Source organism: Micromonospora cynarisoli (genome assembly GCF_030518815.1).
In the GTDB taxonomy this organism is placed as follows: domain Bacteria; phylum Actinomycetota; class Actinomycetes; order Mycobacteriales; family Micromonosporaceae; genus Micromonospora; species Micromonospora wenchangensis.
The window spans coordinates 5,417,449-5,435,704 of sequence record NZ_CP130426.1 but is presented as its reverse complement, the minus strand read 5'-3'; the positions used below and the strand labels follow the sequence as shown (position 1 = coordinate 5,435,704).

Annotated in this window: 21 protein-coding genes and 2 pseudogenes; 16 read left to right on the top strand and 7 right to left on the bottom strand. The window is 72.9% G+C overall.

The genetic code is table 11. The features are described from left to right. Window positions 1–31 precede the first annotated feature (31 nt). From Q2K16_RS23885 to Q2K16_RS23825, 13 genes are all read left to right on the top strand, one after another. Complete coding sequence (locus Q2K16_RS23885; protein ID WP_302740304.1) at window positions 32–3,205, top strand: HK97 family phage prohead protease; 3,174 nt, start codon at window positions 32–34, stop codon at window positions 3,203–3,205. Window positions 3,206–3,251: 46 nt separating this feature from the next. Continuing rightward, the gene (locus Q2K16_RS23880) at window positions 3,252–3,632 is read left to right on the top strand and encodes a hypothetical protein (RefSeq protein ID WP_302740303.1); all 381 of its coding nucleotides are present in this window, start codon (window positions 3,252–3,254) and stop codon (window positions 3,630–3,632) included. 12 nt (window positions 3,633–3,644) lie between these two features. Then, a complete protein-coding gene (locus Q2K16_RS23875) occupies window positions 3,645–4,223 on the top strand; it encodes a hypothetical protein (protein ID WP_302740301.1) in 579 nt (192 codons plus the stop codon). Window positions 4,224–4,226: 3 nt separating this feature from the next. Continuing rightward, a complete protein-coding gene (locus Q2K16_RS23870; RefSeq protein ID WP_302740299.1) occupies window positions 4,227–4,634 on the top strand; it encodes a hypothetical protein in 408 nt (135 codons plus the stop codon). Further along, complete coding sequence (locus tag Q2K16_RS23865) at window positions 4,634–5,038, top strand: hypothetical protein (RefSeq protein ID WP_302740297.1); 405 nt, start codon at window positions 4,634–4,636, stop codon at window positions 5,036–5,038. The genes Q2K16_RS23870 and Q2K16_RS23865 overlap by 1 nt, the downstream gene beginning before the upstream one ends. A gap of 2 nt (window positions 5,039–5,040) precedes the next feature. Continuing rightward, window positions 5,041–5,361 carry a hypothetical protein gene (locus Q2K16_RS23860; protein ID WP_302740295.1) on the top strand — a complete coding sequence of 107 codons (321 nt, stop codon included), beginning with the start codon at window positions 5,041–5,043 and terminating at the stop codon, window positions 5,359–5,361. A gap of 174 nt (window positions 5,362–5,535) precedes the next feature. After that, window positions 5,536–5,946, top strand: coding sequence for an HK97 gp10 family phage protein (locus Q2K16_RS23855; protein WP_302740293.1), 411 nt, complete (start codon window positions 5,536–5,538; stop codon window positions 5,944–5,946). A 1-nt stretch (window position 5,947) separates the two neighbouring features. After that, on the top strand, window positions 5,948–7,465 hold the full coding sequence (locus Q2K16_RS23850) for a hypothetical protein (RefSeq protein ID WP_302740291.1): 1,518 nt from the start codon (window positions 5,948–5,950) through the stop codon (window positions 7,463–7,465). Continuing rightward, the gene (locus Q2K16_RS23845) at window positions 7,458–10,217 is read left to right on the top strand and encodes a hypothetical protein (protein WP_302740290.1); all 2,760 of its coding nucleotides are present in this window, start codon (window positions 7,458–7,460) and stop codon (window positions 10,215–10,217) included. The genes Q2K16_RS23850 and Q2K16_RS23845 overlap by 8 nt, the downstream gene beginning before the upstream one ends. Window positions 10,218–10,227: 10 nt before the next feature. Then, on the top strand, window positions 10,228–10,713 hold the full coding sequence (locus Q2K16_RS23840; RefSeq protein ID WP_302740288.1) for a hypothetical protein: 486 nt from the start codon (window positions 10,228–10,230) through the stop codon (window positions 10,711–10,713). Further along, window positions 10,710–11,441 carry a hypothetical protein gene (locus Q2K16_RS23835; RefSeq protein WP_302740286.1) on the top strand — a complete coding sequence of 244 codons (732 nt, stop codon included), beginning with the start codon at window positions 10,710–10,712 and terminating at the stop codon, window positions 11,439–11,441. The genes Q2K16_RS23840 and Q2K16_RS23835 overlap by 4 nt, the downstream gene beginning before the upstream one ends. Beyond that, the gene (locus tag Q2K16_RS23830) at window positions 11,438–11,689 is read left to right on the top strand and encodes a hypothetical protein (protein WP_302740285.1); all 252 of its coding nucleotides are present in this window, start codon (window positions 11,438–11,440) and stop codon (window positions 11,687–11,689) included. Before Q2K16_RS23835 ends, Q2K16_RS23830 begins: the two co-directional genes overlap by 4 nt. Continuing rightward, window positions 11,686–11,862, top strand: a complete 177-nt coding sequence (locus tag Q2K16_RS23825) for a hypothetical protein (RefSeq protein ID WP_302740284.1) — start codon at window positions 11,686–11,688, stop codon at window positions 11,860–11,862. Before Q2K16_RS23830 ends, Q2K16_RS23825 begins: the two co-directional genes overlap by 4 nt. A gap of 122 nt (window positions 11,863–11,984) precedes the next feature. On the opposite strand, the gene Q2K16_RS23820 is transcribed toward Q2K16_RS23825, so the two are convergent. Continuing rightward, the gene (locus Q2K16_RS23820) at window positions 11,985–12,185 is read right to left on the bottom strand and encodes a helix-turn-helix transcriptional regulator (protein ID WP_302740283.1); all 201 of its coding nucleotides are present in this window, start codon (window positions 12,183–12,185) and stop codon (window positions 11,985–11,987) included. A gap of 113 nt (window positions 12,186–12,298) precedes the next feature. Between Q2K16_RS23820 and Q2K16_RS23815 the strand changes: the two genes are divergently transcribed. Next, window positions 12,299–12,595, top strand: coding sequence for a hypothetical protein (locus tag Q2K16_RS23815; RefSeq protein ID WP_302740282.1), 297 nt, complete (start codon window positions 12,299–12,301; stop codon window positions 12,593–12,595). A gap of 86 nt (window positions 12,596–12,681) precedes the next feature. After that, a complete protein-coding gene (locus Q2K16_RS23810) occupies window positions 12,682–13,071 on the top strand; it encodes an Rv1352/Rv1906c domain-containing protein (RefSeq protein WP_302740280.1) in 390 nt (129 codons plus the stop codon). A gap of 56 nt (window positions 13,072–13,127) precedes the next feature. On the opposite strand, the gene Q2K16_RS23805 is transcribed toward Q2K16_RS23810, so the two are convergent. From Q2K16_RS23805 to Q2K16_RS23795, 3 genes are read right to left on the bottom strand one after another with little or no spacing between them, the layout of a single operon-like run. Next, a complete protein-coding gene (locus Q2K16_RS23805) occupies window positions 13,128–13,979 on the bottom strand; it encodes a DUF2637 domain-containing protein (RefSeq protein ID WP_302740278.1) in 852 nt (283 codons plus the stop codon). Further along, a complete protein-coding gene (locus Q2K16_RS23800) occupies window positions 13,976–14,569 on the bottom strand; it encodes a hypothetical protein (RefSeq protein WP_302740277.1) in 594 nt (197 codons plus the stop codon). Before Q2K16_RS23800 ends, Q2K16_RS23805 begins: the two co-directional genes overlap by 4 nt. Beyond that, window positions 14,566–15,090 carry a hypothetical protein gene (locus Q2K16_RS23795; RefSeq protein WP_302740276.1) on the bottom strand — a complete coding sequence of 175 codons (525 nt, stop codon included), beginning with the start codon at window positions 15,088–15,090 and terminating at the stop codon, window positions 14,566–14,568. The genes Q2K16_RS23800 and Q2K16_RS23795 overlap by 4 nt, the downstream gene beginning before the upstream one ends. Before the next feature lie 97 nt (window positions 15,091–15,187). Here Q2K16_RS23795 and Q2K16_RS23790 point away from each other — a divergent pair. Next, window positions 15,188–15,616 (top strand): annotated as a pseudogene (locus Q2K16_RS23790) (aldo/keto reductase); the annotation flags it as partial. Window positions 15,617–15,729: 113 nt separating this feature from the next. Here Q2K16_RS23790 and thpR read toward each other — a convergent pair. The 3 genes and pseudogenes from thpR to Q2K16_RS23775 all read right to left on the bottom strand — a co-directional run. After that, window positions 15,730–16,299: pseudogene (gene thpR / locus Q2K16_RS23785) on the bottom strand (RNA 2',3'-cyclic phosphodiesterase); the annotation flags it as partial. Continuing rightward, window positions 16,296–16,811, bottom strand: a complete 516-nt coding sequence (locus tag Q2K16_RS23780) for a hypothetical protein (RefSeq protein ID WP_489671807.1) — start codon at window positions 16,809–16,811, stop codon at window positions 16,296–16,298. The gene Q2K16_RS23780 and the pseudogene thpR, both read right to left, overlap by 4 nt. 92 nt (window positions 16,812–16,903) lie before the next feature. Further along, on the bottom strand, window positions 16,904–18,208 hold the full coding sequence (locus Q2K16_RS23775; RefSeq protein ID WP_302740272.1) for an MFS transporter: 1,305 nt from the start codon (window positions 18,206–18,208) through the stop codon (window positions 16,904–16,906). Window positions 18,209–18,256: the final 48 nt, after the last annotated feature.

Here is an 18,256-nt window from a genome sequence, read left to right as displayed (position 1 = left end):
AATCGTAGGCAGGTTCGCGTATGCTGCCCGCGTGGGATGGGCGGCGGCGGTCGGACAGCAGATGCGGGATCTGCTGTCCCTGCCGCGCCCGTCCGCCCTCATGGACGCCCGACCGGCCGTCGCGCTGGACTCCCCGCCGCGCCCGATCGACCGGCTGTTCGCCGAGCTGTCGGCGAGCGTGCCGAGTCGGATCGGCCGGGCTGAGGCCCTGTCGGTGGCAGCGGTGCAGCGCGGGCGCAACGCCTTGTGCTCGATCGCCACCCTGCCGCTGGTGCAGTACCGGGGCCTGGAGATCGTGCGGTCGCCGTTCCTGGAGCAGATCGACCCCGACGTCGCCAACGTGGTCACCCTCGCCCAGACGATCGAGGATCTCGCGTTCGACGGCATCTCCTGGTGGCTGATCACCGCGCAGGACCGCGACCGCTACCCGCTCGCGGCTCGCCACCTCGAGGTCGGGGCGGTGTCCCTGGACCCGCCGAAGGGCGCGGCCAACCCCTTCCCCAGCGGCCGGGACGCCCGTGGTGTGCCGGTCGTCTGGGTGCACGGCGAACCGAAGGGCGCGGACGTGCTGATCCGGTTCGACTCTCCGAACCCGGGCCTGCTGTCCGCGAACGCCCGCGCCATCCGGCGGGCGCTGCTGCTGGACAAGCTGGCCGAGACGTATGCCGACAACCCGATCCCCCTGGACTACTTCACCGACAACCTCGACGACCCGTCGGTCGATCCGATGGAAGACGACGAGGTCGACGCGTTCCTCGCGGAGTGGCAGGCCGACCGCAAGCGACGCTCGACAGGCTGGATTCCGGGCAACGTGAAGCGGATCGACGTCAACGCCCCGTCGCCGGCCGAGCTCCAACTTGTGGAGCGGCAGAAGCAGGTAACGCTGGAGATCGCCAACGGGTCGGGCGTCGACCCCGAGGACCTGGGCGTGTCGACCACGTCGCGGACGTACTTCAACGCGCAGGACAGGCGGACCACCCGGATCAACGAGACGTACGCGCCGTTCATGCAGGCGATCACGCAGCGCCTGTCCATGGGCGACGTGACCCGGCGCGGGCACGTCGTCCGCTTCGACCTGTCCGACTACCTCAAGCCCGACTCGGAGGGCCTGATCGCCTACTGGAAGGGCCTGAAGGAGATGGGTGTGGTGGACGAACAGTGGATCGGTGAGCAGGCCGGAGTCTCGGCCGACGTCGTCACCCGGGCTGCTGCGGCGGCCCCGAAGCCGACCCCGGCGGCACCGCCGGCAACCGAACCGGCCGGCGACGCCCCCGCCGCCGACCCGGCCACCGCCGAAGCCGACGGCGAGCCGGCGCACACCTTCGACGGCCCGTCGACGCTGACCCTCGACGCCGAGGTGCTCGGCTTCACCGTCGACACCGAACGGCGCACCATCGAGGGCCTGGCCCTGCCGTACGGGCAGACCGCCACGAAGTACGGCACGAAGTTCCTGTTCGAGCCGGGCAGTCTGCGGTGGTCGGACCCGAGCCGGGTCAAGCTGCTGCGCGACCACGACTACCGGCAGCCGCTGGGCCGGGCGGTGGAGCTGACCGACACCCCGCGTGGGCTGAAGGTGAAGTTCGCCGTCGCGCCGGGGGCCGCCGGTGACGAGGCCCTGGCGCTGGCGGACCACGGCACCCTCGACGGCCTGTCGGTCGGGGTGGACTTCGACCTGGCCGCCGACACGGTGCCGGACGAGAACGACAAGGGCACGGTGCGGGTGCGCCGGGCTGACCTGCGGGAGACGAGCCTCACGGCGGTCCCCGCTTTCGACGATGCCCGTGTCGCCACGGTGCGGGCACAGCGTGATGGAGGATCGATGGACGAGTGCGCCACCTGTGGCCAGCGGCACGCGCCCGGCGTGGCGTGCCCGACCACCCCGCCCACCAACCAGCAGCAGCCGGACGGGCTGGCCCTGACGCAGGATCAGCTGACCGCGCTGCTCGCCCGGCCCGGCGCCCTCCAGGCGCTGATCCGGCAGCCGCAGCAACCGCAGCAGCCCGCGCAGCCGGCCGGCGCGCTGACCCTGTCCGCCGAGCAGGTCGACGGCCTGATCCGGGCCGGGCAGCTCGGTGCGCTGCTGGGCGTGCCGCAGGTGGCCGGCGCGTCGCGTCCCGAGCCGGAGCAGCGGCCGACCGTCGACCCGACCCGGCGGACCACCGTCACGGCCAGCGTGACCGAGCCGCAGCCGTATCGGTTCGACCGGTCCGGGAACCTGACCCGGGGCACCCACGACTTCAGCTCCGACCTGATCGCCGGCAGCAAGGGTGACGGGGTGGCGCTGGAGCGGGCGCAGTCGTTCATGCGGGAGCAGTTCGACGCCGTGATGCGGCACGGCCAGTTCGACATCGACCGGGCGGACGTGACCGCGTTGAACCCGAGCCGTCAGCGTCCGGATCTGTACGTCGACCAGCGCACCTATCGCTCCCCGATCTGGGAGGCGATCAACAAGGGCACCCTGGCCGACTCGACGCCGTTCGTGTTGCCGAAGTTCAACAGCGCGTCCGGCATGGTGGCCACCCACACGGAGGGCGTCGAGCCGACCCCCGGCGCGTACACGGCGACCTCGCAGACGATCACCCCGGAACCGGTGTCCGGGAAGGTGGAGATCACCCGCCCGGCATGGGACCAGGGCGGCAACCCGCAGCTGTCCAGCATCATCTGGCGGCAGATGCTGCGCGCCTGGTACGAGGCCCTGGAGGCGTCCGCCGTCGCCGTGCTCGACGCTGCCACACCCACGGGAATCACCCTGCCCGCCGGTGCCGTGAACGGTGCCCTGGACCAGGCCCTCACTGCCGCGTTCGCCGGCCTCCAGTTCGTCCGCGGCGGCTTCTCCATGGACGACATGTTCACTCAGGTCGACCTGTACAAGGCGCTGGTCGCCGCCGTCGACTCCGACGGCCGCCGCCTGTTCCCGGCGCTCGGCCCGTCCAACGCCACCGGCACGGCCCGTAGCCGGTACGCGGCCCTGGACATCAACGGCGTGACCGCGCTGCCTGCGTGGGCGCTCGCCGCGTCCGGCACCGTCCCGGCATCGAGCTACCTGTTCGACCGGGAGTCGGTGCACGGCTGGGCGACCGCTCCGGATCGGCTGGAGTTCCAGTACCGCGTCGCCTACGTGGACCTGGCGATCTGGGGCTACCGGGCGGCAGCGATCACCGACCTGTCCGGGGTCCGTGAGGTCATCTACGACCCGACGGCCTGACCCGGCCCGCCCTGCCCTGATCCGAGACGACGAAGGGACCGGCACCATGCCGACCGCACCGAGGAACCAGACCACCCCTGCCACCGAGCCGGCCCCGCCCGTCGAGCCGGCGCCGGCCGCTGTCCAGACCGCCGACCGCGTCGCCGAGCTGGAGGCGGAGAACACCCGGCTGCGGGCGGAGAACGCCCGGCTGGCCGAGCAGCTCGCCGCCGCCGGCCGCCCGGCGGGCCCGGCCCGGCCGGTGGAGCCGTCGTTCACCTTCAGCGAGGGCCAGCGCGCCGAGCTGGAGACGACCGGCCGGACCGTCAGCCCGTATACCGGGCAGCGGTTCGTCGGCACCTCGGCGGCGGATGCCCGGGAGGCGACCGCCGCCGAGTTCGCCAAGGCGAAGCCGCCGACCCGGCCGGCCGCCGACCGGAAGCGCTGAGGGGTCGCGGCCGTGCCCTGGAAGCCTGACTACCTCACCGCCGAGCAGGCGGCCGCCTTCGTGCGCGCCCCCGGCGTGGACGAGGACGAGTTGGCGACCTGGTGCACGGCCGCGAGCCGAGCAGTCGACACGAAGTGCAACCGCCAGTTCGGGAAGGTCGACACGCTGACCGCCCGGACGTACCGGCGGCCGGCCGCGTACGACGTCGTCAGCGGGTTGTGGCTGCTGGAGGTCGACGACGTCCAGGACGTCACCGGCCTCACCGTCGGCGGGACCGCGTACGCCGACGCGGGGGTGACGCTGCTGCCGGACAACGCGGCGGCTGACGGCCGGCCGTACGAGCGGCTCGGCTTCGGTGACTGCCCGACGGGCCCGGTCGTGGTGGCCGCAGTGTGGGGCTGGTCGGCGGTGCCGGCGCAGGTCGTCGGCGCGTGCAAGCTCCAGGTGTCGCGGTGGGCGGCCCGACGCGACTCGCCGTACGGCGTGGCCGGCAGCCCGTCGGACGGCAGCGAGCTGCGGTTGCTCGCCCGGCTGGACCCGGACGTTTCCACGACCCTCGCGGGGCTGTCCCGCCGGCGCAGGGTGGGCTGAGCGATGGACCTGGAAGCGGTGGTGGCCGAGGTGCGGACCGCCCTGGGGACGATCGACGACCTGACGACGCCCGAGTGGGGAGTGCAGCGCATCCACTCGCCGGCAGCGGTGATCGCCCTGCCGGAGCGGATCGCGTACGACCAGGCGTACGGGCGGGGGTCGGACCTCATCGAGGGTCTGCCGGTGCTGGTGCTGGTGGCCCGGCCGACGTCGCCGGAGGCCCGGCGGGAGATCGCCGAGTACGCCGCCGGGTCCGGCCCGCGCAGCGTCAAGGCGGCGGTCGAGGCGCACCAGTACACCGCCGCCGACGAGGTGACGGTGGTGTCGGCGGAGTTCGACGTCGTCACCTACGCGGGGAACGACTACCTCGCGGCGCAGTTCAACCTGGAGATCGTTGGAAGGGGTGCCTGATGGCCTTCGTACACGGCCGGCACACGGTCATCACGCTGGACGGGGAGGACCTGTCCCGGCCCACGAACACCAGCACGTTGGACCAGGAGTCCGACGAGCACGACACCACCGGCTACGGCGTCGACGACTACACCGTGGAGGGTGGCCTGCTCAAGGGCGCGTTCTCCATGGGCGGCACCTACGACTCGGGGGCGGCCGGTCCGAAGGCGGTCATCGAGCCGCTGATCGGCACGGTCGTGACGCTGATCCGCAAGCCGGAGGGGACCGGGGCCGGCAAGCCGCAGGAGAGCGTCAACGTCCTGGTCAAGAAGTACACCGAAACCAACCCGGTCGCCGGGATGATCACCTGGCAGTGCGACATGACCAAGAGCGGCCCGATCACCCGCACGACCCAGGGAGCCTGACCGTGGCCATCGTCGACAAGAGCGCACTGCTGGCCCGTCGGGTCGCCGAGGACACCGTCGAGATCGAGGGCCTGGGCGAGGTCGCCGTCCGGGGCGTCACCCGGTACGAGCTGCTGGCGGCCGGGAAGGGCGTCAACGAGGAGAAGGTGCCCGACCTGATCGAGCGTCGGATGCTCGTCGCCGGCATGGTCGACCCGCAGCTGACGATGGACGAGGCCGAGGCGTGGCAGAAGAGCGCCAGCGCCGGGGAGATCGGCAAGGTGCTCCACAAGATCCGGCAGCTGTCGGCCCTGATCGAGGGAGCCGGGAAAAGCGGCGTATAAGGCGTTCGACGCCGATCCGACGCTGGAGTTCGAGTTCTTCCTCGCTGACCGGCTCGGCCGGACGGTGGAAGAGCTGCGGGAGTCGATGACGCAGGCCGAGTTCGTGCAGTGGTCGATCTACCACGGGCGGAAGGCGCAGCGGCAGGAACTGGCGATGAAGACGGGCGGTGCGGGGTGAGGCAGACCATCGCCGTCGGTGGGCTGAAGGAGTTCAGCAAGGGCCTTCGGAAGCTCGACTCGGACCTGCCGAAGGCCCTGCGAATCGCGATGAACGCGGCGGCGGGGCTGGTCATCGACTACGCGGTGCCGCGCATCCCGCGCCGGTCCGGGCGGGCCGCGTCGACGCTGAAGGCGAAGAGCACCCGCACGGCCGCCCGGATCGCGATGGGTGGCAAGCGGGCGCCCTACATGCCGTGGCTGGACTTCGGCGGGAAGGTCGGCCCGAACCGGTCGGTGTCGCGGCCGTTCCTGAAGGACGGCCGGTTCGTCTACAAGGGGCTGGCGGAGCGGCGGGAGCAGATCACCGACGTGATGGAGCGGGGCATCCGGGACGTGGCCCGGCAAGCGGGGCTGGAGGTGGACTGACGTGGCGAACCAGGTCACGCTGACCTTCGGCGGTGACGCCGGGGAGCTGGCGAAGGCGGCGAAGGTCGCGAAGGTCGCCACCGATGACGTCGCCGCCGCCGCCGGGCAGGCTGGCGCGGACATGGGCCGGGCGGCCGGCGGGTCGAAGGACCTCGCCACCCGGATGGGGTCGCTCGGTGCCGCCACCGACGGCGCGTCGACGGCGATCTCCGACGCGGCCGGCACCATGCAGGCCCTGGCCGATGTGCAGCAGGCCGGGAAGCGCAGGGCGATCGAGCAGGCGCGGGCCCTGGGCGACGTCGAGCAGGCGAACCTTGACGCCCGGCAGGCCGTACGGGACCTGATGCAAGCCCAGCTCGATCAGAACCAGTCGATGCTCGACGGCAAGCAGGCGACGATCGATGCCGAGCAGGCCGCGATCGACGTGCAGCAGGCGAACCTGGACGCCACCACGGCGCAGAAGGAGTACAACAAGGCCGTCAAGGAGCACGGGGCCGACAGCGAGGAGGCCCGGCAGGCGGCGATCGACCTGAAGCAGGCCCAGTCCGACCTGAAGCAGGCGAACCTCGACGCCGAGCAGGCGACCGCCGACGCCGCCCAGGCGCAGGAAGACGGGAAGCAGTCGACCGAGGATGCCGCCCAGGCCGCCCGGGACGCCGCTGACGCCCAGGTCAACCTGCGTGAGGCGCAGATGGCGGCGAACCCGCCCGACTTGCAGAAGTGGGCGAACCAGCTGAACCTGCTCTCGCCGTTGCTGTCGGGGCTGGTCGGGATCGTCGCGCTGGTCACCGCGGCGCAGTGGGCGTGGAACGCGGCGCAGCTGGCCAACCCGACAACGTGGGTGGTGCTGGCCGTGCTCGCCCTGGTCGCCGTGATCGTGGTTATCGCCACCAAGACGACCTGGTTTCAGGACGTCTGGAACACGGCGTGGGGTGGCATCAAGGACGGCTACGACGCGACCGTCGGCGGGATCGCGTCCGGGTGGCGGTGGCTGTCGGACGGCTTCACCACCAGCATCACCTACTGGACGGGCCTGTTCGGCGGGTTCTGGCGGGGCACGGAGCGTCAGGCGGCCCGCTTCACCGGGTTCGTACTGGACATCCCCGACCGGGTGACGAAGACGTTCGCCCGGGTCAGCACGGCGATCTCCGCGCCGTTCCGGGCCGCGTTCAACGCGGTGTCGACCGCGTGGAACAACACGGTGGGCCGGCTGAGCTGGAGTGTGCCCGGGTGGGTGCCCGGCCTCGGCGGAGCGTCGATCAGCGCGCCGCAGCTGCCGAAGTTCCACTCCGGCGGCACGGTGCCCGGCCTACCCGGGCAAGAGGTCCTGGCCGTGCTCCAGGCCGGCGAGGAAGTCAGCACCCCCGGCCAGTCCGGCGGCGGGGTACTCCGGATCGAGACGCGCGGCGGCGGCAGCACGGTAGAGCAGCTGCTCGCCGAGTGGTTCCACCACGCCGTCCGCACCGGTGCGATCCAACTGAGCGTGCGCGGGTCGCGGGTGGCGGTGTCCGGTGCCTAGGCAGGACCTGACCGTCGAGCTGTTCTACGGCGGGTGGTGGGGGGCCCCGGCCCGGGCCGCCGACCGGGTGGCCATCGTGCGCGGCTACCGGGACGAGGGCGGCGAGGCGGTGCCGTGCACCGCCGACCTAACCCTCGACAACCGCACCGGGGCGTACAACCCGCGCAACGTCGCGTCGCCGCTGTACGGGCTGATCGGCCGGAACACCCCGGTCCGGATCGGCCTCACGCTGGCCGCCGACGCGTTCGGCCGTACCCTGTCGTCCGCGTGGGGCACCGCCGACCGGGGCGGGGCGTGGACGCTCGGCGGCGGGCCGGCGGCCGACTTCACGATCTCCGGCGGCTACGGCCGGCACCTCCAACCCAGCAAGAACGTGCTCCGCTACGCGCTGCTGTCCGACGCCCGCCGCAACGTGGAGCAGGTGTCCGACGTGGCGGTGCCGGCGGTGGCCACGGGCGCGTCGGCGGTGGTCGGGCACCTGGCCCGCTACCAGACCGGCACCGGTGACCGGTACTGGCTGCGGTGGGAGTTCGACGTCGGCGGCGGCGTGACCGCGAAAATCTCGAAGACCGTCGGGGGCGTCCATACCGACCTGGCCGTCCGGGCGAGCATCCCCGGGCTGACGTACACCGCCGGCCAGTGGTGGACCGTCCGCAGCAGCGTGGTCGGCCGCCGCTTGTCGGTGCGGGCGTGGCCGACCGGCACCCCCGAGCCAGACGGGTGGACGCTGACCGTGCTCGACTCGTCGATCACCGCCGCCGGCCGGTACGGCGTGCAGTCGTGGGCGGTGGGCGGCAACACCAACACCACCGAGTTCCGCATCGACAACTACGCCGCGGTGGATCGGCGGTTCGTCGGCGAGGTCGCGTCGTGGGCGCCGGAACGGACCCTCGACTGGGGAGCCGGCGCGGGCCGCGGTGACGCCTGGACGAAGGTGTCAGCGGCCGGGGTGCTGCGCCGGTTGCAGCAGGGCTCGGACGTCATCGTGTCGCCGCTGTACCGGGAGATGCTCGCCGCGAACCCGACCGCCTACTGGCCCCTCGAAGACATCGCCGGGGCGCTGTCGGCGCAGTCGGCGGTGCCGTCCGCCCCCGACATGACGCCGTTCGGCTACAGCAGGTTCACCACCCCCGGGTCGGGTACCCCGGTGCCGGCGGCCGGGCTGCCGAAGTTCGGCACCGGGTCCGGCATCCCCGGCAGCAAGCCGGTCGTCGACCTGTCGCAGGGCGGGGTGCTGGCCGGGTCGGTGCCGGCCGGCACCGGCACCGGGTGGCGCATCGAGTGGGTGATGACCTGCCCCCGCGACCAGGCCGCCGCGCGGGTGCCGATCGCGTGGACGACGACGGGCACCTGGCCGTACTGGCGGTTCCAGATCGACAACACCGGTGTGCTGTCCACGTTCGCCCTGACCCCGGTGTCAGGTGCGTCCGGCAACGTCACCAAGGCGTACAGCGTGTTCGACGGCCTGCCGCACCACTACGCCGTGGTGTCCGGGGTGCTGTCCGGCGCGATGTACGCCTGGCTCTACATCGACGGCACGCTGGCCGCGCTCTACGACCCGTTCGTCGTGGGCGCGTTCACCGGCGCGGACCCCGGCCGCCTGCTCACCATCGAGGTGAACCCCCTCGAAGAGATCAACGGCGACGCGGCGATGCCGATCCTGGGGCACGTCGCCGCGTGGAACCCGGCCCCGGCGGTCGCCCCGGCCAGCACCACGGCCATGCTCGGCCGGCCCGGCGAGACGGCCGGCGCACGGTTCCTGCGCCTCTGCGCGGAAGCCGGGGTGACCGGGGTCGTCGACGGCGACGCGGCGGCGACCCGGCCGATGGGCGCCCAGCAGATCGGCCCGCTGACCGACCTGCTCGCCGAGTGCGCGCGCACCGACGACGCCGTGCTGTTCGAGCCGTCCGACTTCCTCGGCCTGATCTTCCGACCCGGCCGGACGTTGCAGAACCAGACCCCGGCGCTGACCCTCGACTGGTCGGCCGCCCAGGTCGCCGCGCCGTTCGCGCCGGTGCTCGACGACCAGCGCACCCGCAACGACATCACCGCCCGCTCGACGTCCACCGGTGTCACCGCGCGGGCGGAGCAGACCACCGGCCGCATGTCGGTGCTGCCCCCGCCGGCCGGCGTCGGCCGCTACACCACCCAGCTCGACATCAACCCCGCCGACCCGCAGGACATCGGCCACCTGGCGTCGTGGGCCCGCGCGAAGGGCACCGTCGACGAGGTCCGGTTCCCCCGGGCCACCGTCGACCTGACCGCCAACCCCGGGCTGGCCGGTGCCGCATCGGCCGTCGACGTCGGCGACCTGGCCGCCGTGGTCAACCTGCCCGACGACCTCACCCCCGACGACGCGTCGCTGCTGGTGCTCGGCTACACCGAGACGATCGGGTCCCACACCCGCACCATCAGCTACACCGCCGCGCCCGGCACGCCGTACACGGTCGCCACGGCCGGCGGGACGCCACGCATCCCGGCCCGTGGGTCGACCCTCGCCACCGCCCTGTCGTCGTCGGCGACGACCCTGTCGATGGCCTCCACCACCACCAACGGCGTCTGGACGACCAACGCGGCGCACTTCCCGCTCCAGATGCGCATCGGCGGCGAGCGGGTCACCGCGACGGGGATCTCCGGCACCACCAGCCCGCAGACCGTCACCCTGTCCGTCCGGGGCGTCAACGGCGTCCAGCGCGCCTGGCCGGCCGGCACCGAGGTGGACGTCTGGCAACCCGCGATCGCGCCCCTGTGAGGAGCACACCATGCCGCCGCTGATCCAGTCCGGGATGCCGCTACTGCCGGAGCTGCTCAACTCGCCCACCGCATGGAAGACGGCCGACACCTCCCGGTCGTCGACCACCACGCTGGCCGCCGACCCGGACCTGGCCGTGCCGGTCATCGCCGGTGCCACCTACATGCTGTCGGCGTACATCGCGCACACCTACGACGCAGCGTGCGACTTCAAGTTCAGCTGGAGCGGCCCGGCGGGGGCGACGATGACGAACTGGCAGGCGGACTGGCGCACCACCGACGGCACCGAGATCAGCGGGGCGTTCGCGTCGCTCGGGTCGGTCGTGCCGATCACCTCCGGCTCCGGCACCCTCAGCCAGCCCCTCTGGGCGCACGGCGTGCTGATCATCGGCGGCACCGCCGGGAACCTCGCGTTCACCTGGGCGCAGAACACCAGCTCGGCGAACGCGGCGATCGTGCGCGCCGGGTCGACCCTCCGATTGGAGCGAGTGGCATGACCGGACCCATCCTGGTGCCGAACCTGGCCGTCCTGCGCGAAGAGTTCAACGCCCGGTGGCCCCGGCGGGACAAGCGGTCCGACGGGTGGATTGGCGACCAGGCCCACGCCACCCGGCCGTCCGGCCACAACCCCGACGAGAGCGGCAAGCCGGAACGGACCGACGCCGACAAGGTCGACGAGGTCCGGGCGATCGACCTCGACGCCGACGTCGACCCGGCTCCGGCCGACGAGCTGTTCGCCGAGCTGGACCGCATCCGGCGTACCCCGGCACTGCGGAAGCGGCTGATCTACATCATCTACCGGCGCAAGATCGCCAGCGCGTCGAACGGGTGGGAGTGGAAGCCCTACAGCGGCGACAGCCCGCACACCGAGCACGGGCACCTGTCCGGGCACCCGGACTACGACAACGACCGCACGCCGTGGGGCGTGGCGACGAAGGGGGACGTGATGGACACCAAGCAGGAAGCCAAGCTCGACAAGGCCCTCGACAAGCTCGACAAGCTGGAGAAGGTGACGTGGGCGACGACGAACCGGGCCGCCGGCCTGCTGTCGGGCGCGACCACGGTGACGTACCGCGTCCCCGGCGAGAACAGCGACCGGACGGAGCCGAACAAGGTGGCCGCGCAGCTGGCCGCGCTCGCCGACCGGCCGGCGGTCGAGATCGACTACGACCGGCTGGCCGACGCGATCGTGCGGCGCGTGCTGGCCGGTGAGGCACCCTCGTGAGCACCGTCCAGTCGTGGGCCGGGGCCGCCGCCGTGCTGGGCGTCATCCTCACCGCGCTGACCCTGACCGTGACCGTCGTCCGGCCGCTGCGCCGGTTCAACCGGCAGTGGGACGACTTCCGACTCGACTGGTACGGCACCCCGGCCCGGCCCGGCCGCGACCGGGTGCCCGGCGTACCGGAGCGCCTGGCCCTGATCGAGCAGGGCCTCACCGACCACATCACCTCCCACGGAAGGAGCACCTCGTGAACTGGAAGCCGTACGCCAAGGCCCTCGTCGGCGGCGCGACCGCCGGACTCACCGCACTGGGGACCGCCCTCGCCGACGACCACGTGACCCGGCTGGAGTGGACCATCATCGCGGGCGCGGTGCTGGCCGGGCTGGGCATCGTGTACGCGGTGCCGAACCGGACCGCCCGGTGACCAAGCCACCCCCGCCGCCCCCGTCGCGGCCGTCACCGCCGCCGGCACCGAAGCCGACCCGCACCACCCGGCCGACCGGCCCGGCCGGTCCCCGGCCTCCGGCGCCACCCAGGGGGCGGTAGCTACTGCTCGTCGACGTGCTGACTCGGCCGGTGCTCCCGAATCCACGCCTGGACCGCTTCCCGGTCCCAGATCCGCATCCGGCCGTTGCCGACCACGTCAACCGGGTCGGGGAAGCCGGGCCGGCGCACGATCTCCGTTGCCCGGGTGCGCGACACCCCGCCGAGCATCTCGGCGACGTCGGCAAGGGCAGCCAGTCTCACGCCGCGACCGTAGGCAGAAGGGCGCTTGCCACTTCGGCACTTGCCGCATTGACGGTGCCGAAGTGGCAAGGGAGGCTGTTGGGGTAATCCCGCAGCTCCGAAGGGTCACCCGAATGATCGACGAGCACGGCGCGACCGCCGACGCCCAACCCGTCCTCCACGCCATCGGCCGGCTACCCGGCATCGACGGGCACCTGCCCGACCGGCCCACCTGGGCGTGCGCCGCCCCGGACTGCCCGGACCCGTGGCCCTGCCCGCACGCCCGGGAGCGCATCACCGCCGCCGCCAACGGCGACCGGGTCGACCTGTCCATCACCATGGCCCAGGTGCTGAACGTCGCCGTCAGCGACCTGGTCCACGTCCCCGGCGACCACGACCTGTTCCGCCGGATGCTGGCGTGGACCCGATGACGCCCGCCGGCCAGTCGGCAACGCGACAGCCGCTCGGCCCGATCGCCCGGTGCCGCCGCCGGCTGGCCGGGGTGAGACTGCCTCGGGTGACCTACCGCCCCTACCTGCTGCCGCTGGTCGCCGCCGGCTGCCTGGCCCTCGCCGCGTGCGGGGGCGGGTCACCACCCGCCGACGGCCTACCGGACCCGACGACCACCCCGGCCGCCACGACCCCGGCCGCCGACACCCCGACCACCAGCCGCCCCCTGGAGCTGACCGACGGCATCTACGAGGTCGGGGCCGACATCCTGCCCGGCACCTACACGGCCACCGCCGGCAGCCGACCGTGCTACTGGGCGCGGCTGCGCAGCTTCGGTCAACCCTCGTCGATCATCGCCGAGGACAACCTTGAGCCCGGCGAGCGGCAACAGGTGACGATCCGGGCGTCGGATCGGGGATTCAAGGCCGCCAACGGCTGCCGCTGGCGTCTCGCCTGACCCAGCCCCGGGAGCTGAGAGGGACAGGGTGTCCCTCTCAGCTCCCGCAGGGCCGGTCAGGTCCGCCGTCTGCTCGTGGTGCCGATCCGGCCACCCAGCTCGACCAGGCAGATCGACGCCACCACCACCAGGCCGTCCACCGACAGCGGCAGCAGGTACTGGGCGCCGCCCGTCTCCCCGTACCGGGACGCCACCGCCGCCATGTGCCAGTAGGACACCCACGCCGCGATCCCCGCGATGAGCGCTGTTGCCGCCCACCGGCCGACCGCCAGGTGCCGGCGGTGCACGGGCACCCGGGAGATCAGTTCGATGGTCAGCAGCAGCGCCAGCGGCGACCACGCCGAGATGATCTGACTGATCAGCTCGTCGCGGGCGTGGAGCACGTTCCCGGCGATCGACGCGACCACGCCCACGGCGAGCACCAGGCGCACCGCCCACCGGACCCGCTTGAGCGACCGCACCTCCCCGTCGCCGGCCGGATCAGGCTCGGCCGTACCCGGGGACGTGACCACCGGGGGCTGCGGCGGGACCTTCACGGCCGGCCGGTGCCGCACCGGGTGCGGTGCCCGGCGGGGACGCCGAACGGACCGCCGCGTCACCACCGGGACCGGCACCGGACCGATCGGCGCGGCGTAGTCCCACCGGACCGGCAACACCGGCTCGGCGGCGACCGGCTCGATGACGTGGGTCTGACCCACGTCATCCGGGCCCGGGGCGGCCGGCTGCTCCCGCTCCGCCCGCAGCAGACCCAGAAGCGCGTTCGCCTTCGGCGGGCCGATCCGGAACTGCTTCATCAGCCGGTTCCGGCTGGGCACCTCGCCCAGCTCGGCCAGCAGCTCCCGCGCCGCCGGCAGCAGCTCGTCGACGGGCTGCGGGTAGCGGGTGCCGTTGATCGTTGGCGCGGTCACGCGTCTCCCCCCTGCTCCAGGTCCACGACCGTCCCGCCCGGGTCGTCCGCGTCGGGGTCGGCCCACCACTGCGCTTCCTCGGCCGCCGCGTCCGGGGTGGCCCCGACCGCGTCCGCCACGTCGAGCAGGTCATCGGCCGCCCGTTGGACGCCATCCGACGGCCACAGGTCCGGGCGGATCTCGCGCGTCAGGGCGGCCAGCGCGTCGCGGTACTGCTCGTACGGGATCAGGCCGAGGTCGTGATCCCGGATGATCTCCGCCAGGCGTGCGAACTTCTCCGGATTTGCCTCCCGGGCCCGCCGAAGCAACTGCTCGTCGAGGTAGTCGGCGACCTGGCGGTGCAGGGCACGTGAGCCGATCTGGCAGGTCAGCTCGGTCGGGTCGTCGAGCAGCTCGGCGAGGAACTCGTACGTGTCCCGCTCGCCGAGCTGCCTGCCGAGCTGAACCGCAGCCTGGTCCATCGCCTCCAGGGCCGTGTCGACCTCGGCGGAGGTGAACCGCTCCCGGCGGTACCGGCTGGCCAACGCCCGCTGGCCGGGCCGGGTGTTCCACCGCTCCCACCGGCGCGACCGGTACTCCCGGGCGCTCACCGGGCACCGCCCGCGCTCGCGTCGAGCAGCTGCCGCAGCCGGTACACCAGCACCCGCGCCTGCCCCAGCGACATCAGGATGCGCTCACCGCCGGTCACCCCGTCCAGGGCGGTCAGGCTCACCATCACCTGTGCCGCCGGGTGCAGGTACTGCACCAGCACCACCGCGAGAGCGGTCTCTTCGACCCGGCCGGTGTCGACGTCGCGGACGGCCGAGCAGTGCGCCTGACGGCGCACGCACTCGTCACGGTCGCACCACGTCGGGTGGGTCAGGTTCCCGGCCAGCGACCCGGTCGGGTAGGTGTAGACGTGCCCGCACGTCCGGGCCATCGCGGGCGACAGCGGCACCCGCTGGGCGATGAGGCCGGCGGCGAGGATCGCCAGGGCCGCGTCGTCGCTGTGCTGGTCGCACACGTACGCCGAGGCGTCGAGGGAACCGACGGGCCTGGTGGGGTCGTAGATCTCGATCCGGCCGGTGGCCGGCTGCTCACAGGCGGGCAGGGTGAACGGTAGATTGCTCACGGGTCAGGACTCGCTTCCTGATCAAGGGCCCGGCCAGCGGTGGAGTCGCTGCGTCCGGGCCCGACCTAACTTGCTACACCTTTAAGGCCGGGGCTATCTGCTCACCCGGCACGTCGAGCTGGAGGTGATCCCCGCCGCGCAGCACTACGGGCTGGGGGTCATCCCGTGGTCGCCGCTGCACGGCGGGCTGCTCTCCGGGGTGCTGCGCAAGATGGCCGAGGGCGGGGCCGCGCGGGGCACCGCCGGTCGCGCCGCCGACGGGCTCGCCGCGCACCGGCCGGCCATCGAGGCGTACGAGAAGTTCTGCGCGGAGCTGGGTCAGGACCCGGCCGACGTGGCGTTGGCGTGGCTGCTCTCCCGGCCGGGGGTGACCGCTCCGATCATCGGCCCGCGTACGGTGGCGCAACTCGACAACACCCTGGGTGCGCTCTCGGTGGAGATCGACGAGGCGACGGAGCAGCGGCTCGACGAGTTGTTCCCGCCGGTCGGCAACGGCGGCCCCGGCCCGGAGGCGTGGGCCTGGTGACCTACCCGCCGGGGTGATCAACTCGACGGGGGCGATGTGGCGGTGTCCGAGCGCTCGGTCACCGCTGTGTCGCCCCCGTCGCGTGAGGGCAGCGCATCCAGGCGGCGCGGTGACAGGGGCCAGGTGGTCACGGGGGTGTGGTGCGGGCCGGGGCGGCTGTGGACCAGCACCAGGTCGGTGGCCGGCCACGGCGGGCCGAGGTGGGCGTCGAGGGCGAGCCGGTCGGCCTCCACCTCGGACGGGGTGAGCCGGTCCCCGGGGCGGGCCACCGTCAGGTGCGGGCGGAACGGTTTCCCGTCGTACGGCAGGCCGGCCCGGTCCAACTCGGCGCGGATCAGCCGGGCCAGGGTACGCAGCGCAGGCACCTCCCCCAGCACGTCCACCCAGAGCACCGTGGAGCGGCCCTGCCCGAAGCAGCCCCCGCCGCCCAGCCGCAGCCGGGGCGGGTGCGGCCAGCCGGCACGGGCGGTCCGGGCCGCCGCCGCGAGGGCACTCTCCACCTCGGGCAGTCGACCGGGGGCCACCTCGCCGAGGAAGGCCAGCGTGACGTGCAGGTGCGCCGGCTGTGCCAGGCGTACGTCGAGGCCTGCGGCGGTGGCCGCGCCCACCCGCAGGCGGGCCGTCCGGGCGGTGAGGTCGGCGACGGCGGTCGGCGGCGGGTAGACCGCGACGAAGAGTCTCACGCCCGCCGGTCACGGGGGCGGCGGTCGGCGCGGGTGGCCGGCAGCCCCAGTCCCGCCCCGGTGAGCAGCCCCTCGACCCGGACCCGTTCGATCTCCCGGTCGACCCCGGTCAGCTCGGCCAGGTGCTCGGGGATTCCCAGTGCCCGGCAGGCGGCGCGGAGCCGGTCGTCGTACGCCTCGATCACCGAGGGGTGCCAGACCACCGAACGGCCGCCTGCGGCGAGCCGGTGCCGGCCGAGTCGGCGCAGGTCGGCGGCGAGGAGTTCGAGGGGGCGACGGTCGGCCCGGTCCAGCTCGGTCAGGTCGAGGTCACGGGTGACCGGATCGGCGGCGAGGGCCCGGTCGAGCCGGGCGATGGTGCGGCGTTCCCGGCGGCGTTCCCGCCAGTCGGCCCAACCGCAGGCCACCCGGTCGAGGATCTCGTCGTAGCAGACGACCAGGGCGAACGCCAACGGCAGGCACGCCATGGCGAGGAACGCCAGTACCAGCGTCAGCGCGCTCCCGCCTGCCACACCTTGACGCTAGGGCCCGGCGGGGCCGCGCGCCACCGTTTTGTTGCTATCTGAACGCTGTGCGTGTCCGCCCCCGGGCGGCACGGCACCGCTCACCGCCCGCTGGGGGTGAGCAGCCGGGGGCGGGACACCACGTAGAAGCGGGGCAGCGGCAGCACCCGGAAACGCAGCCGGGCACCGGAGCGGCGGAGCTGCCAGGTGAGCGCGAGCAGGGCGGTGGCCAGGGAGATGAGCCCGCCCATCCAGATGCTCGCCCCGGCGCCGAAGGTCTCGGCGACCCAGCCGATGATCGGCGCGCCGACCGGGTTGGTGCCGAGGAACACCAGCACCCACAGCGCCATCACCCGACCCCGGAAGGCGGCGTCGGTGCCGAGCTGCACCCGCTGGTTGGCCGCCTGGGCGAAGAAGACCATGAAGAACCCGGTCGGCAGGAGCAGGGTCACCACCAGCCAGTACGCCGGGGCGAGGCCGACCAGGGTGCCGAAGACCGCACAGCCGACGGCTGCGCCGAGCACCAGCCAGACCGAGGGGCGGCTGCGCCGGCCGGTGCCGGCGAGTGCCCCGACCAGCGCGCCGACCGCCAGCGCGGTGCTGAACAGGCCGAACGAGGCGGCCCCGGTGTGGAAGACCGTCTTGGCCAGCGCGGCGAGGGTGAGCTGGAAGTTGAACAGCGACATCCCGATCACCGACATGACCACCATCGGCAGCAGCAGGTCGGGGCGGCTGCGGACGTAGCGCAGCCCGTCGACGACCTTTGCCGAGTCCCGCTCGCCGAGCGGCGGGAGGTCCTTGCGGTACAGCTCGGCCGGACGCATCCGGACCACGTTGGCCAGCGGGGCGATGGAGCTGACGGCGGTGAACAGGAAGACCGGGCCGACGTCGAACGCGGCGATGGCCAGGCCGGCGACGGCGGGGCCGATGATCCGGGCCGAGTTGAACACCGCCGCGTTGAGCGAGAGCGCGTTGGGCAGCAGGGTGGTGCCGACGAGTTCGCTGACGAACGCCTGCCGGACCGGGGTCTCCACCGCGTTGGCGGTGCCGAGCAGGGCGGCGAACGCGAAGACGTGCCACAGCTCGACCAGGCCGGTGAGCACCAGCAGGCTCATCCCGAGCGCCAGCACCGTCCAGAAGGAGTTGGCGACGAAGAGCAGCATCCGCTTGTCGTACCTGTCGGCGAGCCGGCCGGAGAGCAGGGTGAGCAGCAGCACCGGGGTGAACTGCAGGGCCGTCACCACGCCGAGCGCGGTGGCGGAGTTGTCCGAAAGCTCAAGGACGAGCCAGTCCTGGGCGATGAACATCATCCAGACGCCGATCAGTTTGATCAGCTGTCCGGTGGCGAAGAGTCGGTAGTTGCGGACTCGTAGGGACTGGAACATCGTGCTCAGCTTCGCCTGCACTCTTGGTGCGCCTCCTCGGGCCGGGTACGCGTCATCGACGGCGGACGG